The organism is Lysinibacillus sp. SGAir0095 (assembly GCF_005491425.1).
Taxonomy (GTDB): Bacteria; Bacillota; Bacilli; order Bacillales_A; family Planococcaceae; genus Ureibacillus.
The window spans coordinates 3,517,434-3,532,930 of sequence record NZ_CP028083.1 but is presented as its reverse complement, the minus strand read 5'-3'; the positions used below and the strand labels follow the sequence as shown (position 1 = coordinate 3,532,930).

Below are 15,497 nucleotides of genomic sequence, written 5' to 3'. Positions count from 1 at the left end.
TACCATGTATCATGATATTAAAGTGACTATTAGGGAGAGGAAAGTGTTAGAGTGGAAAAAAAGAAAATTTTTATCTGGGTAGCTTTGGTTGCTATTATAGCAGTAATTGTCTTTCAACTTTTAACAAATGGGAAAGAAGAAGATATTACAATCGACAAAGATTTCTCGAATGTTGAAGTAGAAAGTGACAATGCAGAAGTTCGTTTAATGCCTATAGAAGGTGACGAAGCCTTAATTGAATTAGATAATAATGAAAATAATCGTTATAAGTTAGATGTAAAGGTGAAGGGGAATACGTTGGAGATTGACGTTGAGCGTAAAGGCATTAGATGGTTTTCTTTTAATTTCTTTTCAAAATCACCTCTAGTAACTGTTGGTTTACCGAAAAATGAATATGGTGAAATCAAAGTTGAATCCGATAATGGAACAATACTTGTTTCTCAGCTTCAGCTAAACGAATTAGTGGCAGATGCGGATAATGGGGAAATCATTATTAAAGAAGTGGAAAGTAAAGAGATGAATGTAGATACAGACAATGGGGATGTAGTAATTGAAGACAGTGTAGGGGCAATCTATGGCCAATCCAATAACGGTAAAGTGACAGTTATAACCGACAGTCTAGATGAGCCAATGGATTTGGAAACAGATAATGGTCAAATTCTTGTGAAAACAAAAGGTAAATCTAAAAATGTTCAATTTGATGTGAAGACCGATAATGGAAATATTGATATCTATGGAGTTTCAACTACAGAGAAAGTGATTGGTAGTGGCGATATTATAATTAAGTTAAAATCCGATAATGGGAATATTACAGTCGAATAATCAGGCATTTATTTGATGCAGGGGGAACACCAATTGGGTAAAATGGAAATAAGAAAATAGCCATCATATGATATGGAGAAAAAAATTATTGAATGTTTGAAAAGAACGATGATAAAGAGGCTCAAGTGGATGGTTTGAGCCTCTACTTATTTTTCTATTAAGAAATAATATCATCTTCTTTTTTCTCAAAGGTTTTGCAATCTGTTTCTTCACTTTTGGATGCTTCATCGGTGTTGCGACTAGTAACAACATAGATTCGTGTTGCATCACAACGATTGCCTGTAGCCCAATAGGAACAGCTATCCACTTCACAAAGAACATCTGTAGCCATAAAAAAACACCTCCTTTTAATCTAATATTTACCAATTATCATAATTTGAAACAATGATATTGGAATTTCATCAGACTATTTTGTCAGATATTTAACCATATGGTATTTAGAAGTTGTAAAAAGAATAGTATTTAACTACATATAGTATATCCACGAAAGTTTGAAGTATGGGTAAGAAGTGCTCCACTTCTACCGAAAAATGAGTAAAAGGCAAGGGTGAAAAAATGAAAGAAGTCATAAATGCTGGTCAAAGTTATCAACAGGTGGAAGAATTGGCAAGAGACTATTTTCAACTGCTGAATGAGCAGGTGACTAAAAAAAGTTATATCCCTCATCTAATCGAGGATTTTCAAAAGTGGAAAGTAAATCACATCCATCATCCTTCCTTTTTTTCATTTTTTTCATCGAAACAAAAAAAGCCGAGTTCCAAAGAAACAACTCATTATATTAGATGGCTCGAATATACAAATAAGTTAGAGGATTATCTAAAACGAAGTATTTCTTATATCTATTTGCGTGATTTAGGTAAGTCACTAGAAGATTTAGAAACACAGTCAAAAATAAATCGTGTTGTTCAGGATTTAAAATCAAATCTTATTGATTCGGCAAAGAATGAAAAAAAGGAATTGTTTAGCGTTGACTGGATCATTCAAAAGGGGAAGAAAGAACAAATTCTTTTAACGGTAGATTGGCTTTTAAACAAGTTAAATACGGTGTCCACTAATATACCAAAAGCGTTAGATGCGGCGAATGCCCAGCGTAAGCTCATTAAAATTATTGCAGGTGTTCTGATGCATACGATCGATGGGCTAGATGATGGGATTTCTGCAAGTGAAAGAAGGAAGAAACTCGATAAAGCAATTCGACTAGGATACTGTTATGGTTTAACTTATCCCTTTATTGATGACCTTCTGGATTCCAATCTATTGACACAAAAAGAGAAGGAACAGTTTTCTCAGCTTATTCGTACAGCTCTTTTAACTGGAAAGGTTCCACCTTTAGGGAGTGAATGGAAAGAGGAGACCCTACAATTTCTACATTTCATTCATGCAGAGTTAAAAGAAGCATTTGAATATATTCAAACACAACAATCCTCAAATAAGTTTTTCGAGCAAGCTTATGTTTTCTTTCATTCACAAGAAATCGATAGACAAAAGGAACTATCCAATGAAACCTATACTAACGAGGAGCTTTATGTTCCGATTATTTTAAAGTCTTCATCTTCTAGGTTGGTTGCTCGTTCTGTCATACAAGATACGGACAATGGATTTGAACAGCGAACATTTTTATATGGGATCTACAATCAATTAGCAGATGACTTTGCGGATATGTTTGATGATTTGAAAGTGGGTGCGGTTACGCCGTATACGTATTACATTCAGCATCAGCATCATCGAAAAGATCTGATAAATCCATTTGAAATGTATTGGGCGGTAATTTCAAACTTGATTCATAACGTCTATCATTCACATAGCCAAACTCTCGAAGTGATATTAAATAGAGCGATTAATGGATTAAAACGATTTAAGGAAAAGCATGGCAAGGAGAAGTATGAAGAGGTCATGAAGCGTTTTGCTTCGGGTTTCCCGGGTTTTAATGCCGTATTACAAAAAATGGTGGAAAAAGGCGATGATGTAGACTTTTTTGATAAGTTATTACGTGATCATATGATTGACCATTTAAAACAACAACAAGAAGAAAAAGAAGCGTTCAGAGAAAAAATACAAAATGTAAAGGAAAGAGTAAACCAAGCTCTTTTAATTTCGCCAGATTTGGAGGCAGCGTTTGAACAGGACCTTGTTCTAGAAGCAGCAAATTATAGTTTAACAGGTGAAGGAAAACGGCTAAGACCAATTATGGCCTGGTTTGTAGGGGTAGAGATGTACGATTTAGACGAGGCTGGTCTTGTTCCTTTGTTTAAGTCGTTGGAGTACATGCATACAGCTTCTTTAGTTTTTGATGACTTACCTTCACAGGATAATGCTTCGTATAGACGTGGACGTCAAACTGTTCATGAAATATATAATGAAGCTATTGCGGAACTAACAGGTCTGTTCCTTACGCAAAAAGCAATAGAACAACAGACTTTTCTTGATAAATTTGATTCAAAAACGGTTCTTGAATTAGTTCGTTACTCGGCTCAAGTTACAGCAGACATATGTAAAGGGCAAGTACTGGATTTGGAATCGAAGAGGAAAAAGCTTACGAAATCAGAGCTTGAAACGATGTGCTTTTACAAAACAGCTTTGGGCTTTGAAGCAGCCCTTCTGATGCCTGCCATTTTAGGGAAAGCAACTGAAAGGGAAATGGAAGCTCTAAAGAAATTTTCTCGTCATGCAGGGATTGCTTTTCAAATAAAGGATGATTTATTAGATAGGGAAGGGGATTTTGAAAATCTAGGTAAATCAGCTGGAATGGATCTAGAAAATGAAACCTCAACTTTTGTAACAATTCTAGGAATAGATGGAGCAAAGAATGAATTATGGGAGCACTATTGCTTTGCAATTGAAGCATTAGAATCGATTCCTAAAAACGTGTCGTTTTTGAAGTTGTTTTTAAATAATATTGTACATCGTGATCGATAAAGAACGCCGGTGTAAAGGTTGAAAAAGGCTTCCGTTTTTGAAGGAAGCCTTTTTGTGTCTTGATTACGCTTGTTATGCGGGAAGGAAATAAAAGTTTATAGGAATCCCTGCAAAAATGCGCTCTTCAACTTGACTTCTTTGGGTCGAGTTGTATTTTTTTAATGGTATTCTGATTTTTACCATAGAAGTTTACAAGGATAACACTTGAAATGGCGATAATCCCACCTATAATCGAAATCGATTTAGGGAGTTCGCTTAACCAAATCCAGGCAACAATTATAGCAATTACTGGCTCTAAGTAAAGAACCGTAGAGATAGAGCTTGCATTTGATTGAGATAATGCATAAGCCCAAGTTAAGTATGCTATAGCTGTCGGGAAAACGCCAATATAAATTGCTGTGATATTGACTTCAACTGGTACGGTTTGAACGGCTTCAATCAAACCAGGAGCGAAAATAAGAAAAGGTATTGTTCCTACCCATGTAAAATAAGCAGTTAACTCGATAGCCGAATATTTTTTAAATAAAGGTTTTTGGTAAACGAAAAAAATCGAGGTAGCGATGGCAGCTAAAATTGTTAAGAAAACACCAGGAGCGATGCCAAAAGCTGTATCCCCAGATCCTATAGCAATCAAAGAAATCCCAGCAAATCCGAAGGCTAGTCCAATCCAACCAATTTTACTAAGGCGTTCTTTTAAAATTAAAATGGCAAATATCGTTGTGAAAATTGGTCCTGAGCCAATTAACATTCCGGCAGTACCCGCACTAATTGTTAGCTGTCCAAAGGTAGCACAAATATGATAGCCATTAATCCCAACAATACCTAAAAGCACAATTTTCCAAATATCTTGTTTTTCAGGTAAACGGAAATTCAGACTTGGAATAAGGGCGATAATAGCAAAAATAATAGAAGCAACTATAAATCGAAATAGTAGTAAGTGTCCTGCCGAAAAGCCACCTTGCAGACTATAGCTATTGGCTGCAAAGGTTGAACCCCAGATCAGAACAGTAAGTAGCCCTAATAATAAAGCTTTTGTATTCAACGTGTTCACCAATCTTTCTATTGGAATCAATAGAAACTATCTTCTCATGATAATAGATAGATTAGCAAGTACAAATTTATAGGCGTTCATTTCCAAAAATAATCCCATCTTGCATTTTGCAAGATGGGGTATGGAATTAGAAGAATTTCTTTTGGCCTTGTTCGTCTTTTAAGATTTCAACGGCTTCTCTAAAACGCATGGAATGGACAATTTCTCTTTCTCGTAAGAATTTTAAACCATCATTTAAATCTGGGTCATCAGAAACATCGATAATCCATTGATAAGTAGCGCGGGCTTTTTCTTCGGCAGCAATATCTTCATAAAGATCTGCAATTGGATCACCTTTTGCTTGGATGTATGAAGCCGTCCATGGAACACCTGAAGCATTCTGATAGAATAGTGCTCTATCATGATTTACATAGTGATCACCAAGTCCGGCAGCCACCATTTGTTCCGGTGTGGCGTCTTTAGTAAGTTTATAAATCATTGTAGCAATCATTTCCAGATGGGAGAATTCTTCCATCGAAATATCATTAAGTAAGCCAATAACCTTATCTGGAATTGTATAGCGCTGGTTCATATACCGCAGAGCAGCAGCTAATTCTCCATCTGCACCACCATATTGTTCAATCAAAAACTTCGCAAGCATCGGGTTGCATGTACTAACTCTAACAGGATATTGGAGTTTCTTTTCGTAATAAAACATTCTTGCTTCCTCCCCTCACGATCCTCAAGTTATTAGTTGAAGCTAGATGGGCAAGTGTTCTCTGCAATTCGTGTTGTCTAGTTACGTGGGCTAGCCGTTCGGAAACTTCGGCGCTGTCTGCAAGGACAAAGAGCGTCCTTCCAGCCACCTCCTCCAGTTTCTTTCACGGCTGAACGAGCCCACTCCACTTTTCTTATTGTCTAGTTGCGTGGGCTAGCCGTTCGGAAACTTCGGTGCTGTCTGCAAGGACAAAGAGCGTCCTTCCAGCCACCCCCTCCAGTTTCTTTCACGGCTGAATGAGCCCACTCCACTTTTCTTATTGTCTAGTTGCGTGGGCTAGCCGTTCGGAAACTTCGGTGCTGTCTGCAAGGACAAAGAGCGTCCTTCCAGCCACCTCCTCCAGTTTCTTTCACGGCTGAACGAGCCCACTCCACTTTTCTTTATATCTAGTTTCACGGGCTAGCTCCTCGACAACTTCGGTGCTGTCTTCAAGGACAAAAAGCGTCCTTGTAGCCAGCCCCTGCAGTTGTTGTCGGAGCTGGGCGAGCCCACTCCACTTTTCTAGACTTGCCATGGCCATGGTGAGTCGTCGATATTCCATGGGTAATTGGAGTAGCTTCTTCCAAAGTTCATTAATGGGTGGAATTTCTTTTCAAATTCTACTTTTAACTGCATGCTCATTTGGGCAGTTTCATTGAACTGTTGGATGGCATCAAAATCATGAGGGTGAGTATCTAAATAAAGGTTTAACTCCACCAACACGAAGTCCAAGGCTTGAATTTCTTCGAGACATTGATAATACTCTGGTGGCATTTGCTTAGCCATGAGGTTTCCCTCCTTTTTGCGGATCTGGATACGGGCTATATAGTTGAGGCCAAAGTGTTCCGGACATTAGTGCTTCTCGAGGAGTGAATTGTGGAAGTCCTGCTGGCTGAAAATTAATATACAGTTGTGGAGGGGTGCTGTAACTTTTAACTCGTATTGGTTTGCATGGATCAAACGGACCGACAAATGGTTTCCAATACTTATACTGAGAAAACATAAGATCCTCCTTTCGTTTGACAGATAAGGAAAAGGGATATCCCTTTCTTATCTACATAGGTGCAACTAAGACTTATTGTCCTCTATGGTTACTTAACGATAAGCCTAGCTTTCTAACAACCCATGTATATGACCTATAGGAACGATATATTCTTAAATTCATTTAATTTAGCTGAGTAAATTGAATTTTATTATTGGGCACTTCTACATTTTTTGTGAGGTGAAGTGCTTGTACTCTGAAGCTACGAAAGATGTTTCTTATTTAATATTTAAAAACGAATAAAATTATATTAAAAAGTATTCGGTATCATTAAGACGCTCGCTTCATACATTGATAAAAACCCACCCTGAATGGAGGTAGTAGTCATCGATATTTTAAACAGGGTTAGACGTTTTAAAGAAGAAGAGGATCGCCTGAAATGGGAAGGTACATTTGCAGAATATTTAAGTATTCTTAAGGAAAGACCAGAAGTTGCTCAAACAGCTCATTCACGTGTCTACAATATGATTAAAAGCTCTGGCGTAAAAGAGAGAGATGGCAAGAAAATGTACCAGTTCTTTGGAAAGGAAATTTTCGGCCTTGAAACAGCATTAGAAAGACTAGTGGAGGAATATTTCCACCCAGCAGCTAGACGATTAGACGTACGCAAGAGAATTCTATTGTTAATGGGACCTGTAAGTGGTGGTAAATCAACAATTGTTACACTGCTTAAGCGGGGATTAGAGCAGTATTCACGGACAGACGAAGGTGCAGTTTACGCTATTAAGGGCTGTCCAATGCATGAGGACCCCCTTCATTTAATTCCCCAGCATCTAAGAGAAGACTTCTATAAAGAATTCGGAATTCGAATTGAGGGAAGCTTATCTCCATTAAATACAATGCGGCTTGAACAAGAGTATGGCGGTCAAATTGAAGAGGTGCTGATTGAGCGAATCTTTTTCTCTGAAGATAGACGTGTGGGTATTGGTACATTTACACCTTCAGATCCAAAGTCCCAGGATATTGCAGATTTAACTGGCAGTATCGATTTCTCGACAATTGCTGAGTTTGGTTCAGAATCTGATCCTAGAGCGTATCGCTTTGACGGAGAGCTAAATAAAGCAAACCGAGGAATGATGGAGTTCCAGGAAATGCTAAAGCTAGATGAGAAGTTTTTATGGCATCTTTTATCATTAACCCAAGAAGGAAACTTCAAAGCTGGCCGTTTTGCACTCATTAGTGCAGACGAGCTCATCGTTGCCCATACCAACGAAACCGAGTATCGTACATTCATTTCGAACAAAAAGAATGAAGCGTTACATTCACGTATTATCGTTATGCCGATTCCTTACAATCTAAAAGTAAGTGAGGAAGAGCGTATTTATGCGAAAATGATTAGTGAAAGTGATATGGCACATGTTCATATTGCGCCGCATGCACTTCGAGCTGCTGCGATTTTCTCTGTTTTAACAAGATTAGAAATACCCAAAAAACAAGGCATTGACCTGGTTAAGAAAATGCGACTGTATGATGGCGAAAGTGTTGAAGGCTTTAATTCAGTAGACGTTGAGGAATTGAAAAAAGAATATCCAAACGAAGGTATGAATGGAATTGACCCTCGTTATATTATCAATCGAATTTCTTCTGCGATCATTCGTAAAGAAGTGCCTTCGATCAATGCATTGGATGTTTTACGATCATTAAAGGATGGACTTGATCAGCACGCGTCCATTTCAGCAGAAGATCGTGAAAAATATATGAATTACATCGCGATTGCAAGAAAAGAATACGATGAAATTGCGAAGAATGAAGTGCAAAAGGCGTTTGTTTACTCTTATGAAGAGTCAGCAAAACATTTAATGAATAACTATCTTGATAATGTAGAAGCCTTCTGTAATAAAAACAAGCTCCGTGATCCAATTACAGGAGAAGAAATGAATCCAGATGAAAAACTGATGCGTTCGATTGAAGAGCAAATTGGTATTTCGGAAAATGCGAAACGGGCATTCCGTGAAGAGATTCTAATTAGATTATCTGCATTTGCGCGTAAAGGAAAACGATTTGACTATAATTCTCATGAAAGACTTCGAGAAGCCATTCAGAAAAAACTGTTTGCGGATTTAAAAGATGTGGTGAAAATTACAACTTCCTCAAAAACTCCTGATGAATCGCAGCTTAAAAAGATTAATGAGGTTGTAGCAAGATTGATTGATGAGCATGGGTACGACTCCAACTCAGCCAACGAATTATTAAGATATGTAGGAAGTTTATTAAATAGATAGTTAATAGAAGGAATATATTGAAAGGAGTGTCCATAAAATTTAGGACACTCATTTTTTTATCTCGACGGGCGTATAAGAAGACTAAGGATAAATATTGAGTAATTGGAATATTTTTTATCAAGGGTAATTTAGTGGATAAAGCAGTGCAATTTGTCAGAAAATTCGCATATCATAAGAAAAGTGATTTTTCAACTTCAATCAGAAGTTTCCCACTGCTATAAGTTGTGAGGCGAATTCAAATGATACATCTGTTGAGTGGAAATTCTACAACAAGCCCCCCGGCAGATATCACAGATTTTCAAAGGAAGTTAAGTATGTAAGTAGACTAAGAGCTTCGCGTCCTGCGACAAAGGCTAAGTGACCTACATTGTGCAGGCTTAAGATGAAAAAAATCTGGACGCAAAAATACGTCAAGGCGTATTTGATACACGAAACTTTAACAAAGATGGGTGAGGATAACATGAGTGAAAATCAGAATCGAAACTTTGTCGTCTCTCAGGAAAATTGGTCACTCCATCGTAAAGGGTACCAAGATCAACAACGACATATGGATAAGGTAAAAGATGCAATTAAGAATAATTTACCAGACCTGATTAGCGAAGAAAGTATAATCATGTCAAATGGCAAAGAGGTTATAAAAATACCAATCCGTTCATTAGATGAGTATAAAATACGATATAACTATGGTAAATCAAAGCATGTCGGTCAAGGACAAGGCGATAGCCAAGTTGGAGATGTAGTTGCCCGTGATGGAAAACCAGGAAATCAACAAGCGCCGGGCCAAGGAAAGAAAGCTGGAGATCAGCCTGGTAATGATTACTATGAAGCAGAGGTAAGTTTGGATGATGTACAAAATATGTTATTCAAAGAATTGGAGCTTCCTAATTTACAAAGGAAAGAAACGGCAGACATAACAACAGAAAAGATTGAGTTCAATGATATCCGTAAAAAAGGGCTAATGGGTAATATCGATAAGAAAAGAACAATTTTAACTGCTATAAAGAGAAACGCGATGAAAGGGAAGGCTGAAATTACGCCTATCCATAATGACGATTTACGTTTTAAAACATGGGATGAAGTAACAAAGCCTGAAACAAAAGCAGTCGTACTTGCCATGATGGATACGAGTGGTTCGATGGGGAATTTTGAGAAGTTTTGTGCAAGGAGCTTTTTCTTCTGGATGACGAGGTTTTTACGAACAAAGTACAAAACCGTTGAAATTGAATTTATCGCACATCATACAGAAGCAAAAGTTGTGACAGAGGAAGAGTTCTTTACTAAAGGAGAAAGTGGAGGGACGATTTGCTCATCAGCCTATTCGAAGGCTTTAGAACTAATCGAGCAAAAATATAATCCGGTTCGTTACAATATCTACCCTGTCCATTTCTCAGACGGTGAAAATTTTTCAACAGACAATGAAAAATGTTTAAGACTAGTAAATGAGTTAATTGAGGTCTCTAGTATGTTTGGCTATGGAGAGGTAAACCCAAATAATCGTTATTCCTCCTTGATGTCGACCTTTAAAAAAATTGAAAATCCTAAGTTCCGTCACTACGTGCTAAGACAGAAAAAAGATGTTTATGATACTTTGAAAAGTTTCTTCCAAAAACATGATGAAACGGCTGTTTAACGAATAATGTATTAATAGCTAGTTTGACACTAAAATCAGTATGAGAAAAACATCGATATTCACTTTTTAACGTGGAAATCGTGTTTTTCTATTGGAGGGGAATAAGGTGGAAAAAGAGCTTCATAAAGCGATTGAGGATATAACTGACATTGCAATAGAATTTGGCTTAGATTTCTTTCCAATGCACTATGAAATTTGTCCGGCGGAAATTATTTATACAATTGGCGCATACGGAATGCCGACACGTTTTTCACATTGGAGCTTTGGAAAACAATTCCATAAAATGAAGCTGCAATATGATTTAGGCTTAAGCCAAATTTATGAATTAGTTATTAACTCGAATCCTTGCTATGCATTTTTACTGGACACAAATACTCTAACTCAAAATAAACTCATTATCGCCCATGTATTAGCACATTGTGATTTTTTCAAAAATAATGTTCGGTTCTCAAATACAAGACGTGATATGGTGGAAAGTATGACTGCAACAGCAGATCGAATTGCGAGCTATGAGCGACTCTATGGAAAAGAGGAAGTTGAACAATTTTTAGATGCGATTTTAGCAATTCAAGAGCATATTGATCCATCATTAGTTAGGCCGAAATTATTAGAATATGAAGATGAATTAGATGATGATGAAAGCTATGTTTCCAAAACGCCATATGATGATTTGTGGGAACTAGATAAAAAAGAGGAACCGAAATTGCCGGTTCGATATAAGAAGAAAAAGTTCCCGCCGAAGCCGGAAAAGGATTTACTTCTTTTTATTGAAATGCATAGTCGCGAGCTTGAAGAGTGGCAACGAGATATATTAACAATGATGCGGGAAGAAATGTTGTATTTCTGGCCACAGCTAGAAACCAAAATAATGAATGAGGGCTGGGCATCTTATTGGCATCAACGTATTATGAGAGAACTTAATCTAACGACAGATGAAACCATCGAATATGCTAAATTAAATGCCGGTGTTGTTCAGCCATCCAAAACATCCATCAATCCATATTATTTAGGGCTGAAAATCTTTGAGGATATTGAAAGGCGTTACGATAATCCAACACCAGAAATGATTAAGATGGGTGTGAAACCAGGCTCAGGAAGAGAAAAAATATTTGAAGTTCGTGAAATTGAGTCTGATATTTCCTTTATCCGAAATTATTTAACTAAAGAGCTAGTGGAACAAGAAGATATGTACTTGTTTGAGAAGAAAGGCACAGATTATAAAATTACCGATAAGGATTATCAAAATGTCCGTGACCAGCTTGTTTCCATGCGTGTGAACGGAGGCTTTCCATATATTGTCGTTGATAATGGCGACTATCTACGAAATGGAGAAATGTATTTAAAGCATGGTTTTGAGGGAATGGAGTTAGATCCACATTACTTAGAACATGTATTACCATACATCTATCAATTATGGGGACGCCCAGTTCATATCGAAACGTATGTTGAAAACAAGCCAGTACTCTATACGTACGATGGAAAGCGTAATTATAGAAAGGCTTTATAGTGGATGCTGCTACAATTAAAAGAATAAAAGCCCGTGAAATTGTCTTCACGGGCTTTAATATGTGCATTAATAGGGATCTGCTTCGTGGCCTTTATTTACGGCATCCTCTACGGCATGATCTGCATTTTTAGCGCCTAGTGGATGAGGGCTAAAATCCGGGTTTTCTTTTAACATCGATTCTGTTTTTTCAAGCAAGCCTTCACGTAAACGACGGCCATATTCCTCATCTGCTTGTTGTGCAAGGGCAATCATTTTATCCTGAATATCTTTTGGACAAATTACTAAGTCATTTACTAAATTAGTGATTAGCTCGTCTTTTTCCCATTGCTCAAAGTTGCGATATGTTTCGCCAGCTTGTTTCGTATTATCGTTTCGATCAATCGATTCGCGAACAAGGTGGCCCTCAATTTCAGGAGTGTGTTCTACACCAGCTTGCTCAGCTTCCTTTAAACCGCCCATGCTAGAAGGCTCATAGTTAATATGTGGGTTTTGACCAGGTGCTTTATCATTATAATAACGTAATTGGCCGCCTTCCTGATTTGTAGCAACACGTTTCTTCGCAGCGTTAATCGGTAATTGTAAATAGTTAGCTCCTACACGGTAACGCTGGGTATCGGAATAAGAGAATGTGCGTCCTTGTAGCATTTTATCATCTGAGAAATCTAATCCATCAACAAGTACACCTGTACCGAAAGCAGCTTGCTCTACTTCGTTAAAGAAGTTTTCAGGATTTTTATTCAATACCATTCGTCCAACAGGCAACCACGGGAATTGATCATTTGGCCAAAGCTTTGTATCATCTAGTGGGTCAAAATCAAGCTCAGGATGAGGGCCATCCTCCATTATTTGAACCAATAGCTCCCATTCAGGGTAATCACCTTTTTCAATGGCTTCATATAAATCCTGTGTTGCGTGGTTGAAGTTTTTCCCTTGAATTTCCTCAGCTTCTTTAACTGTTAAATTCTTGATCCCTTGTTTTGGTTCCCAGTGATATTTTACTAGCACAGCTTTTCCTTCCTGGTTTACCCATTTATAAGTGTTGACACCGGAACCTTGCATCATGCGATAGTTTGCGGGAATTCCCCATGGTGAATAGACGAATGTTACCATATGGAAAGATTCAGGTGAATTTGCACAGAAATCAAAGAAGCGACGAGCGTCTTGAATATTCGTCACTGGATCTGGACGGAATGCATGAATCATATCTGGGAATTTCATCGCATCACGGATAAAGAAGATTTTTAGATTGTTCCCCACTAAGTCCCAGTTTCCATCCTCAGTGTAGAACTTTACTGCGAAACCACGTGGATCACGTAATGTTTCAGGTGAGTGCAGTCCATGTACTACTGTTGAAAAGCGTACAAAAACTGGTGTTTGTTTTCCTTTTTCTTGGAACAATTTCGCACGAGTATATTTCGAAGCAGGGTCATTCCCCACCTTACCATAAGCTTCAAAATATCCATGAGCACCTGCGCCACGAGCATGTACGATACGTTCAGGTACTTTTTCACGATCAAAATGACTAATTTTTTCAATAAAATCGTAGTTTTCTAATGTAGCAGGTCCGCGATTTCCTACTGTACGGATATTCTGATTATTAGTAATCGGATGGCCTTGTCTGTTGGTTAGTGTTGCATCATCTTCGTAGTTTGTTTGAAACTCTCCTTGGTTTGAAGGGTCTTTTTCCATGACTAACATCCTTTCTTTCATTTTCTGGATTAAATTAGATTTATCCCTAAAGCATTGATAATTTAGAAATAACCGATACTATAATTCCCTACCTAAATTAAAAGTATTCTTAACTAGGAATGTTTTTTGTGTTTAAAGTCGAATCTAGGTGATAGATCCAATGCAAAAAAAGGCGGATTGTTACAAGAGTTTAAACAGTAACAATTCGCCATTCTCTTAAAATGCAATAATAATAGGGAGGATCATTGGCTTTTTCTTTGTTTTTTCAAATAAGAAAATTCCTACTTCTTTTTTAATCGCCCGCTTCATACCCATAATATTAGGATCCTTAAATGGATCTACAGTTCTTTTAACAACCTCAGTAATATCCTGTAACAATCCTTCTGAATCTCTTGCATAGACAAATCCTCTAGAGATACAATCCGGATCCGAAATTCGCTTGCCGTCCTCTTTACTAATCGTTACGACAACTACAAGCATTCCTTCTTCAGAAAGATGTTTACGATCGCGGAGTACAATTTCAACAATTTCGTCGTCTCCCACATTGTCAACATAAGTGTCTCCAGCTGTTACTTTACGAGTTTGTCGAGCTTCATTATTCGCAATATCAACTACATCGCCATTACGAATAATAAAGGTATTATTACGTTCAACCCCAACTGCTTCCGCTAGTAAACGATGCAGGTGAAGCATACGATATTCACCATGAATTGGAATAAAGTATTTCGGCTTCATAAGTGTAAGCATCAGCTTTAAATCTTCTTGATAACCATGCCCCGAAACATGCATACCAGTAATGCTTGAAGAGCCATAAATAACCTTTGCTCCTAATTGGAACAGGTTATCAACAATTTTCGAAACGCCTTTTTCATTGCCAGGTATTGGAGAAGCAGCAAAAATAACTGTGTCATCAGGCAATACTCGGACATCTCGATTATTGTTTGTTGATAATTTGGATAGAGCTGCTAATGGTTCACCTTGGCTACCTGTACATAAAACAACAACACGTTCGGGGGGGTATTGTTTCACATCCCGTGCATCAATTAGCATCCAATCAGGAATTTCAACATAGCCCCGTTCCTTCGCGACTTTTACAACGTTTACCATACTACGACCTAATAAGGCTAATTTGCGGTTTGTTTTAATAGTTGCATGAACGATTTGCTGTACACGATTCACGTTGGAAGCAAAAGTAGAAATAATAATTTTACCTGTCGCATTTAAAAAGGCTTCCTCAATATGAGAACCAACCTTGCTTTCCGAAGGTGTTGAACCTGGTCGTTCAGCATTAGTACTTTCAGAAATAAGAGCAAGGACGCCTTCTTCACCAATCTTCGCCATTTTATGAATATCGGAGTATTGGTCATTTACAGGTGTAAGATCAAATTTAAAGTCACCAGTATGAACTACTTTTCCTTCAGGAGTATCAAATACTATTCCTAGACAGTCCGGAATACTATGACTTGTTCTGAAGAAACTAGCTTTAATCTCACCCAAATCTAATTTGGATTCCGAGTTAATTTCAATTAAAGTAGATTCCCTTAAGATTTTATGTTCTCTTAGCTTTAATTCGATTAAACCGAGTGTAAATCTAGTTGCATAGATGGGGATATTTAATTTTTTTAGAAAATAAGGTATCCCGCCAATATGATCCTCATGGCCGTGCGTCACTACTAGTCCGCGGATTTTATGTTTGTTTTCTTGTAAATATGAGACATCAGGAATGATTAAATTGATTCCTAATAACGACTCATCTGCAAATTTTGCACCACAATCAACGATTACTAAATCGTCTCCATATTCAATAACATACATATTTTTGCCGATTTCATTAATGCCACCTAGAGCAAAAATAGAAAGTGTACTTTTTCTATCAGACAAA

12 protein-coding genes are annotated in these 15,497 nt (G+C 37.5%); 5 read left to right on the top strand and 7 right to left on the bottom strand.

Features of this window, described 5'->3' with window-relative positions; all coding sequences use genetic code 11:
- The first annotated feature begins 51 nt into the window (after positions 1-51).
- On the top strand, positions 52-822 hold the full coding sequence (locus C1N55_RS17460; RefSeq protein WP_137729984.1) for a DUF4097 family beta strand repeat-containing protein: 771 nt from the start codon (positions 52-54) through the stop codon (positions 820-822).
- Positions 823-979: 157 nt separating this feature from the next.
- Here C1N55_RS17460 and C1N55_RS17455 read toward each other — a convergent pair whose 3' ends face one another.
- Positions 980-1,153, bottom strand: coding sequence for a DUF1540 domain-containing protein (locus C1N55_RS17455; protein ID WP_137729983.1), 174 nt, complete (start codon positions 1,151-1,153; stop codon positions 980-982).
- A 224-nt stretch (positions 1,154-1,377) separates the two neighbouring features.
- Here C1N55_RS17455 and C1N55_RS17450 point away from each other — a divergent pair, with 224 nt between their 5' ends.
- The gene (locus C1N55_RS17450; RefSeq protein ID WP_137729982.1) at positions 1,378-3,738 is read left to right on the top strand and encodes a polyprenyl synthetase family protein; all 2,361 of its coding nucleotides are present in this window, start codon (positions 1,378-1,380) and stop codon (positions 3,736-3,738) included.
- 124 nt (positions 3,739-3,862) lie between these two features.
- Here the strand turns inward: C1N55_RS17450 and C1N55_RS17445 are convergent, their stop codons facing one another.
- The 4 genes from C1N55_RS17445 to C1N55_RS17430 form a co-directional block, all read right to left on the bottom strand.
- Entirely contained in the window at positions 3,863-4,810 is a 948-nt protein-coding gene (locus C1N55_RS17445) for a DMT family transporter (RefSeq protein ID WP_370452544.1), read from the bottom strand.
- Positions 4,811-4,916: 106 nt separating this feature from the next.
- Entirely contained in the window at positions 4,917-5,486 is a 570-nt protein-coding gene (locus C1N55_RS17440; protein WP_137729981.1) for a manganese catalase family protein, read from the bottom strand.
- 561 nt (positions 5,487-6,047) lie between these two features.
- Complete coding sequence (locus C1N55_RS17435) at positions 6,048-6,311, bottom strand: spore coat protein CotJB (protein ID WP_137729980.1); 264 nt, start codon at positions 6,309-6,311, stop codon at positions 6,048-6,050.
- Positions 6,304-6,528, bottom strand: a complete 225-nt coding sequence (locus C1N55_RS17430; RefSeq protein ID WP_137729979.1) for a spore coat associated protein CotJA — start codon at positions 6,526-6,528, stop codon at positions 6,304-6,306. Before C1N55_RS17430 ends, C1N55_RS17435 begins: the two co-directional genes overlap by 8 nt.
- A gap of 350 nt (positions 6,529-6,878) precedes the next feature.
- On the opposite strand from C1N55_RS17430, the gene C1N55_RS17425 reads away from it, so the two are divergent.
- The 3 genes from C1N55_RS17425 (at position 6,879) to C1N55_RS17415 (ending at position 11,926) form a co-directional block, all read left to right on the top strand.
- Entirely contained in the window at positions 6,879-8,789 is a 1,911-nt protein-coding gene (locus C1N55_RS17425) for a PrkA family serine protein kinase (RefSeq protein WP_370452543.1), read from the top strand.
- A gap of 460 nt (positions 8,790-9,249) precedes the next feature.
- Positions 9,250-10,419 (top strand): sporulation protein YhbH, encoded by a 1,170-nt coding sequence (gene yhbH / locus C1N55_RS17420; RefSeq protein WP_137729978.1) that lies wholly within the window; start codon positions 9,250-9,252, stop codon positions 10,417-10,419.
- A 106-nt stretch (positions 10,420-10,525) separates the two neighbouring features.
- The gene (locus C1N55_RS17415; RefSeq protein WP_137729977.1) at positions 10,526-11,926 is read left to right on the top strand and encodes a SpoVR family protein; all 1,401 of its coding nucleotides are present in this window, start codon (positions 10,526-10,528) and stop codon (positions 11,924-11,926) included.
- Between the two features lie 66 nt (positions 11,927-11,992).
- On the opposite strand, the gene C1N55_RS17410 is transcribed toward C1N55_RS17415, so the two are convergent.
- On the bottom strand, positions 11,993-13,615 hold the full coding sequence (locus C1N55_RS17410) for a catalase (protein WP_137729976.1): 1,623 nt from the start codon (positions 13,613-13,615) through the stop codon (positions 11,993-11,995).
- Positions 13,616-13,831: 216 nt separating this feature from the next.
- Positions 13,832-15,496, bottom strand: coding sequence for a ribonuclease J (locus C1N55_RS17405; protein ID WP_137729975.1), 1,665 nt, complete (start codon positions 15,494-15,496; stop codon positions 13,832-13,834).
- Between the last annotated feature and the right edge of the window lies 1 nt (position 15,497).

What these genes read in the sequence shown, in the direction of transcription:
- C1N55_RS17450 (WP_137729982.1), top strand. Translation starts at nt 1,378, where the DNA reads ATGAAAGAAGTCATAAATGCTGGTCAAAGTTATCAACAGGTGGAAGAA.
- C1N55_RS17430 (WP_137729979.1), bottom strand. Translation starts at nt 6,528, where the DNA reads ATGTTTTCTCAGTATAAGTATTGGAAACCATTTGTCGGTCCGTTTGAT.
- C1N55_RS17425 (WP_370452543.1), top strand. Translation starts at nt 6,879, where the DNA reads ATGGAGGTAGTAGTCATCGATATTTTAAACAGGGTTAGACGTTTTAAA.
- C1N55_RS17455 (WP_137729983.1), bottom strand. Translation starts at nt 1,153, where the DNA reads ATGGCTACAGATGTTCTTTGTGAAGTGGATAGCTGTTCCTATTGGGCT.
- C1N55_RS17410 (WP_137729976.1), bottom strand. Translation starts at nt 13,615, where the DNA reads ATGGAAAAAGACCCTTCAAACCAAGGAGAGTTTCAAACAAACTACGAA.
- C1N55_RS17435 (WP_137729980.1), bottom strand. Translation starts at nt 6,311, where the DNA reads ATGGCTAAGCAAATGCCACCAGAGTATTATCAATGTCTCGAAGAAATT.
- yhbH (WP_137729978.1), top strand. Translation starts at nt 9,250, where the DNA reads ATGAGTGAAAATCAGAATCGAAACTTTGTCGTCTCTCAGGAAAATTGG.
- C1N55_RS17440 (WP_137729981.1), bottom strand. Translation starts at nt 5,486, where the DNA reads ATGTTTTATTACGAAAAGAAACTCCAATATCCTGTTAGAGTTAGTACA.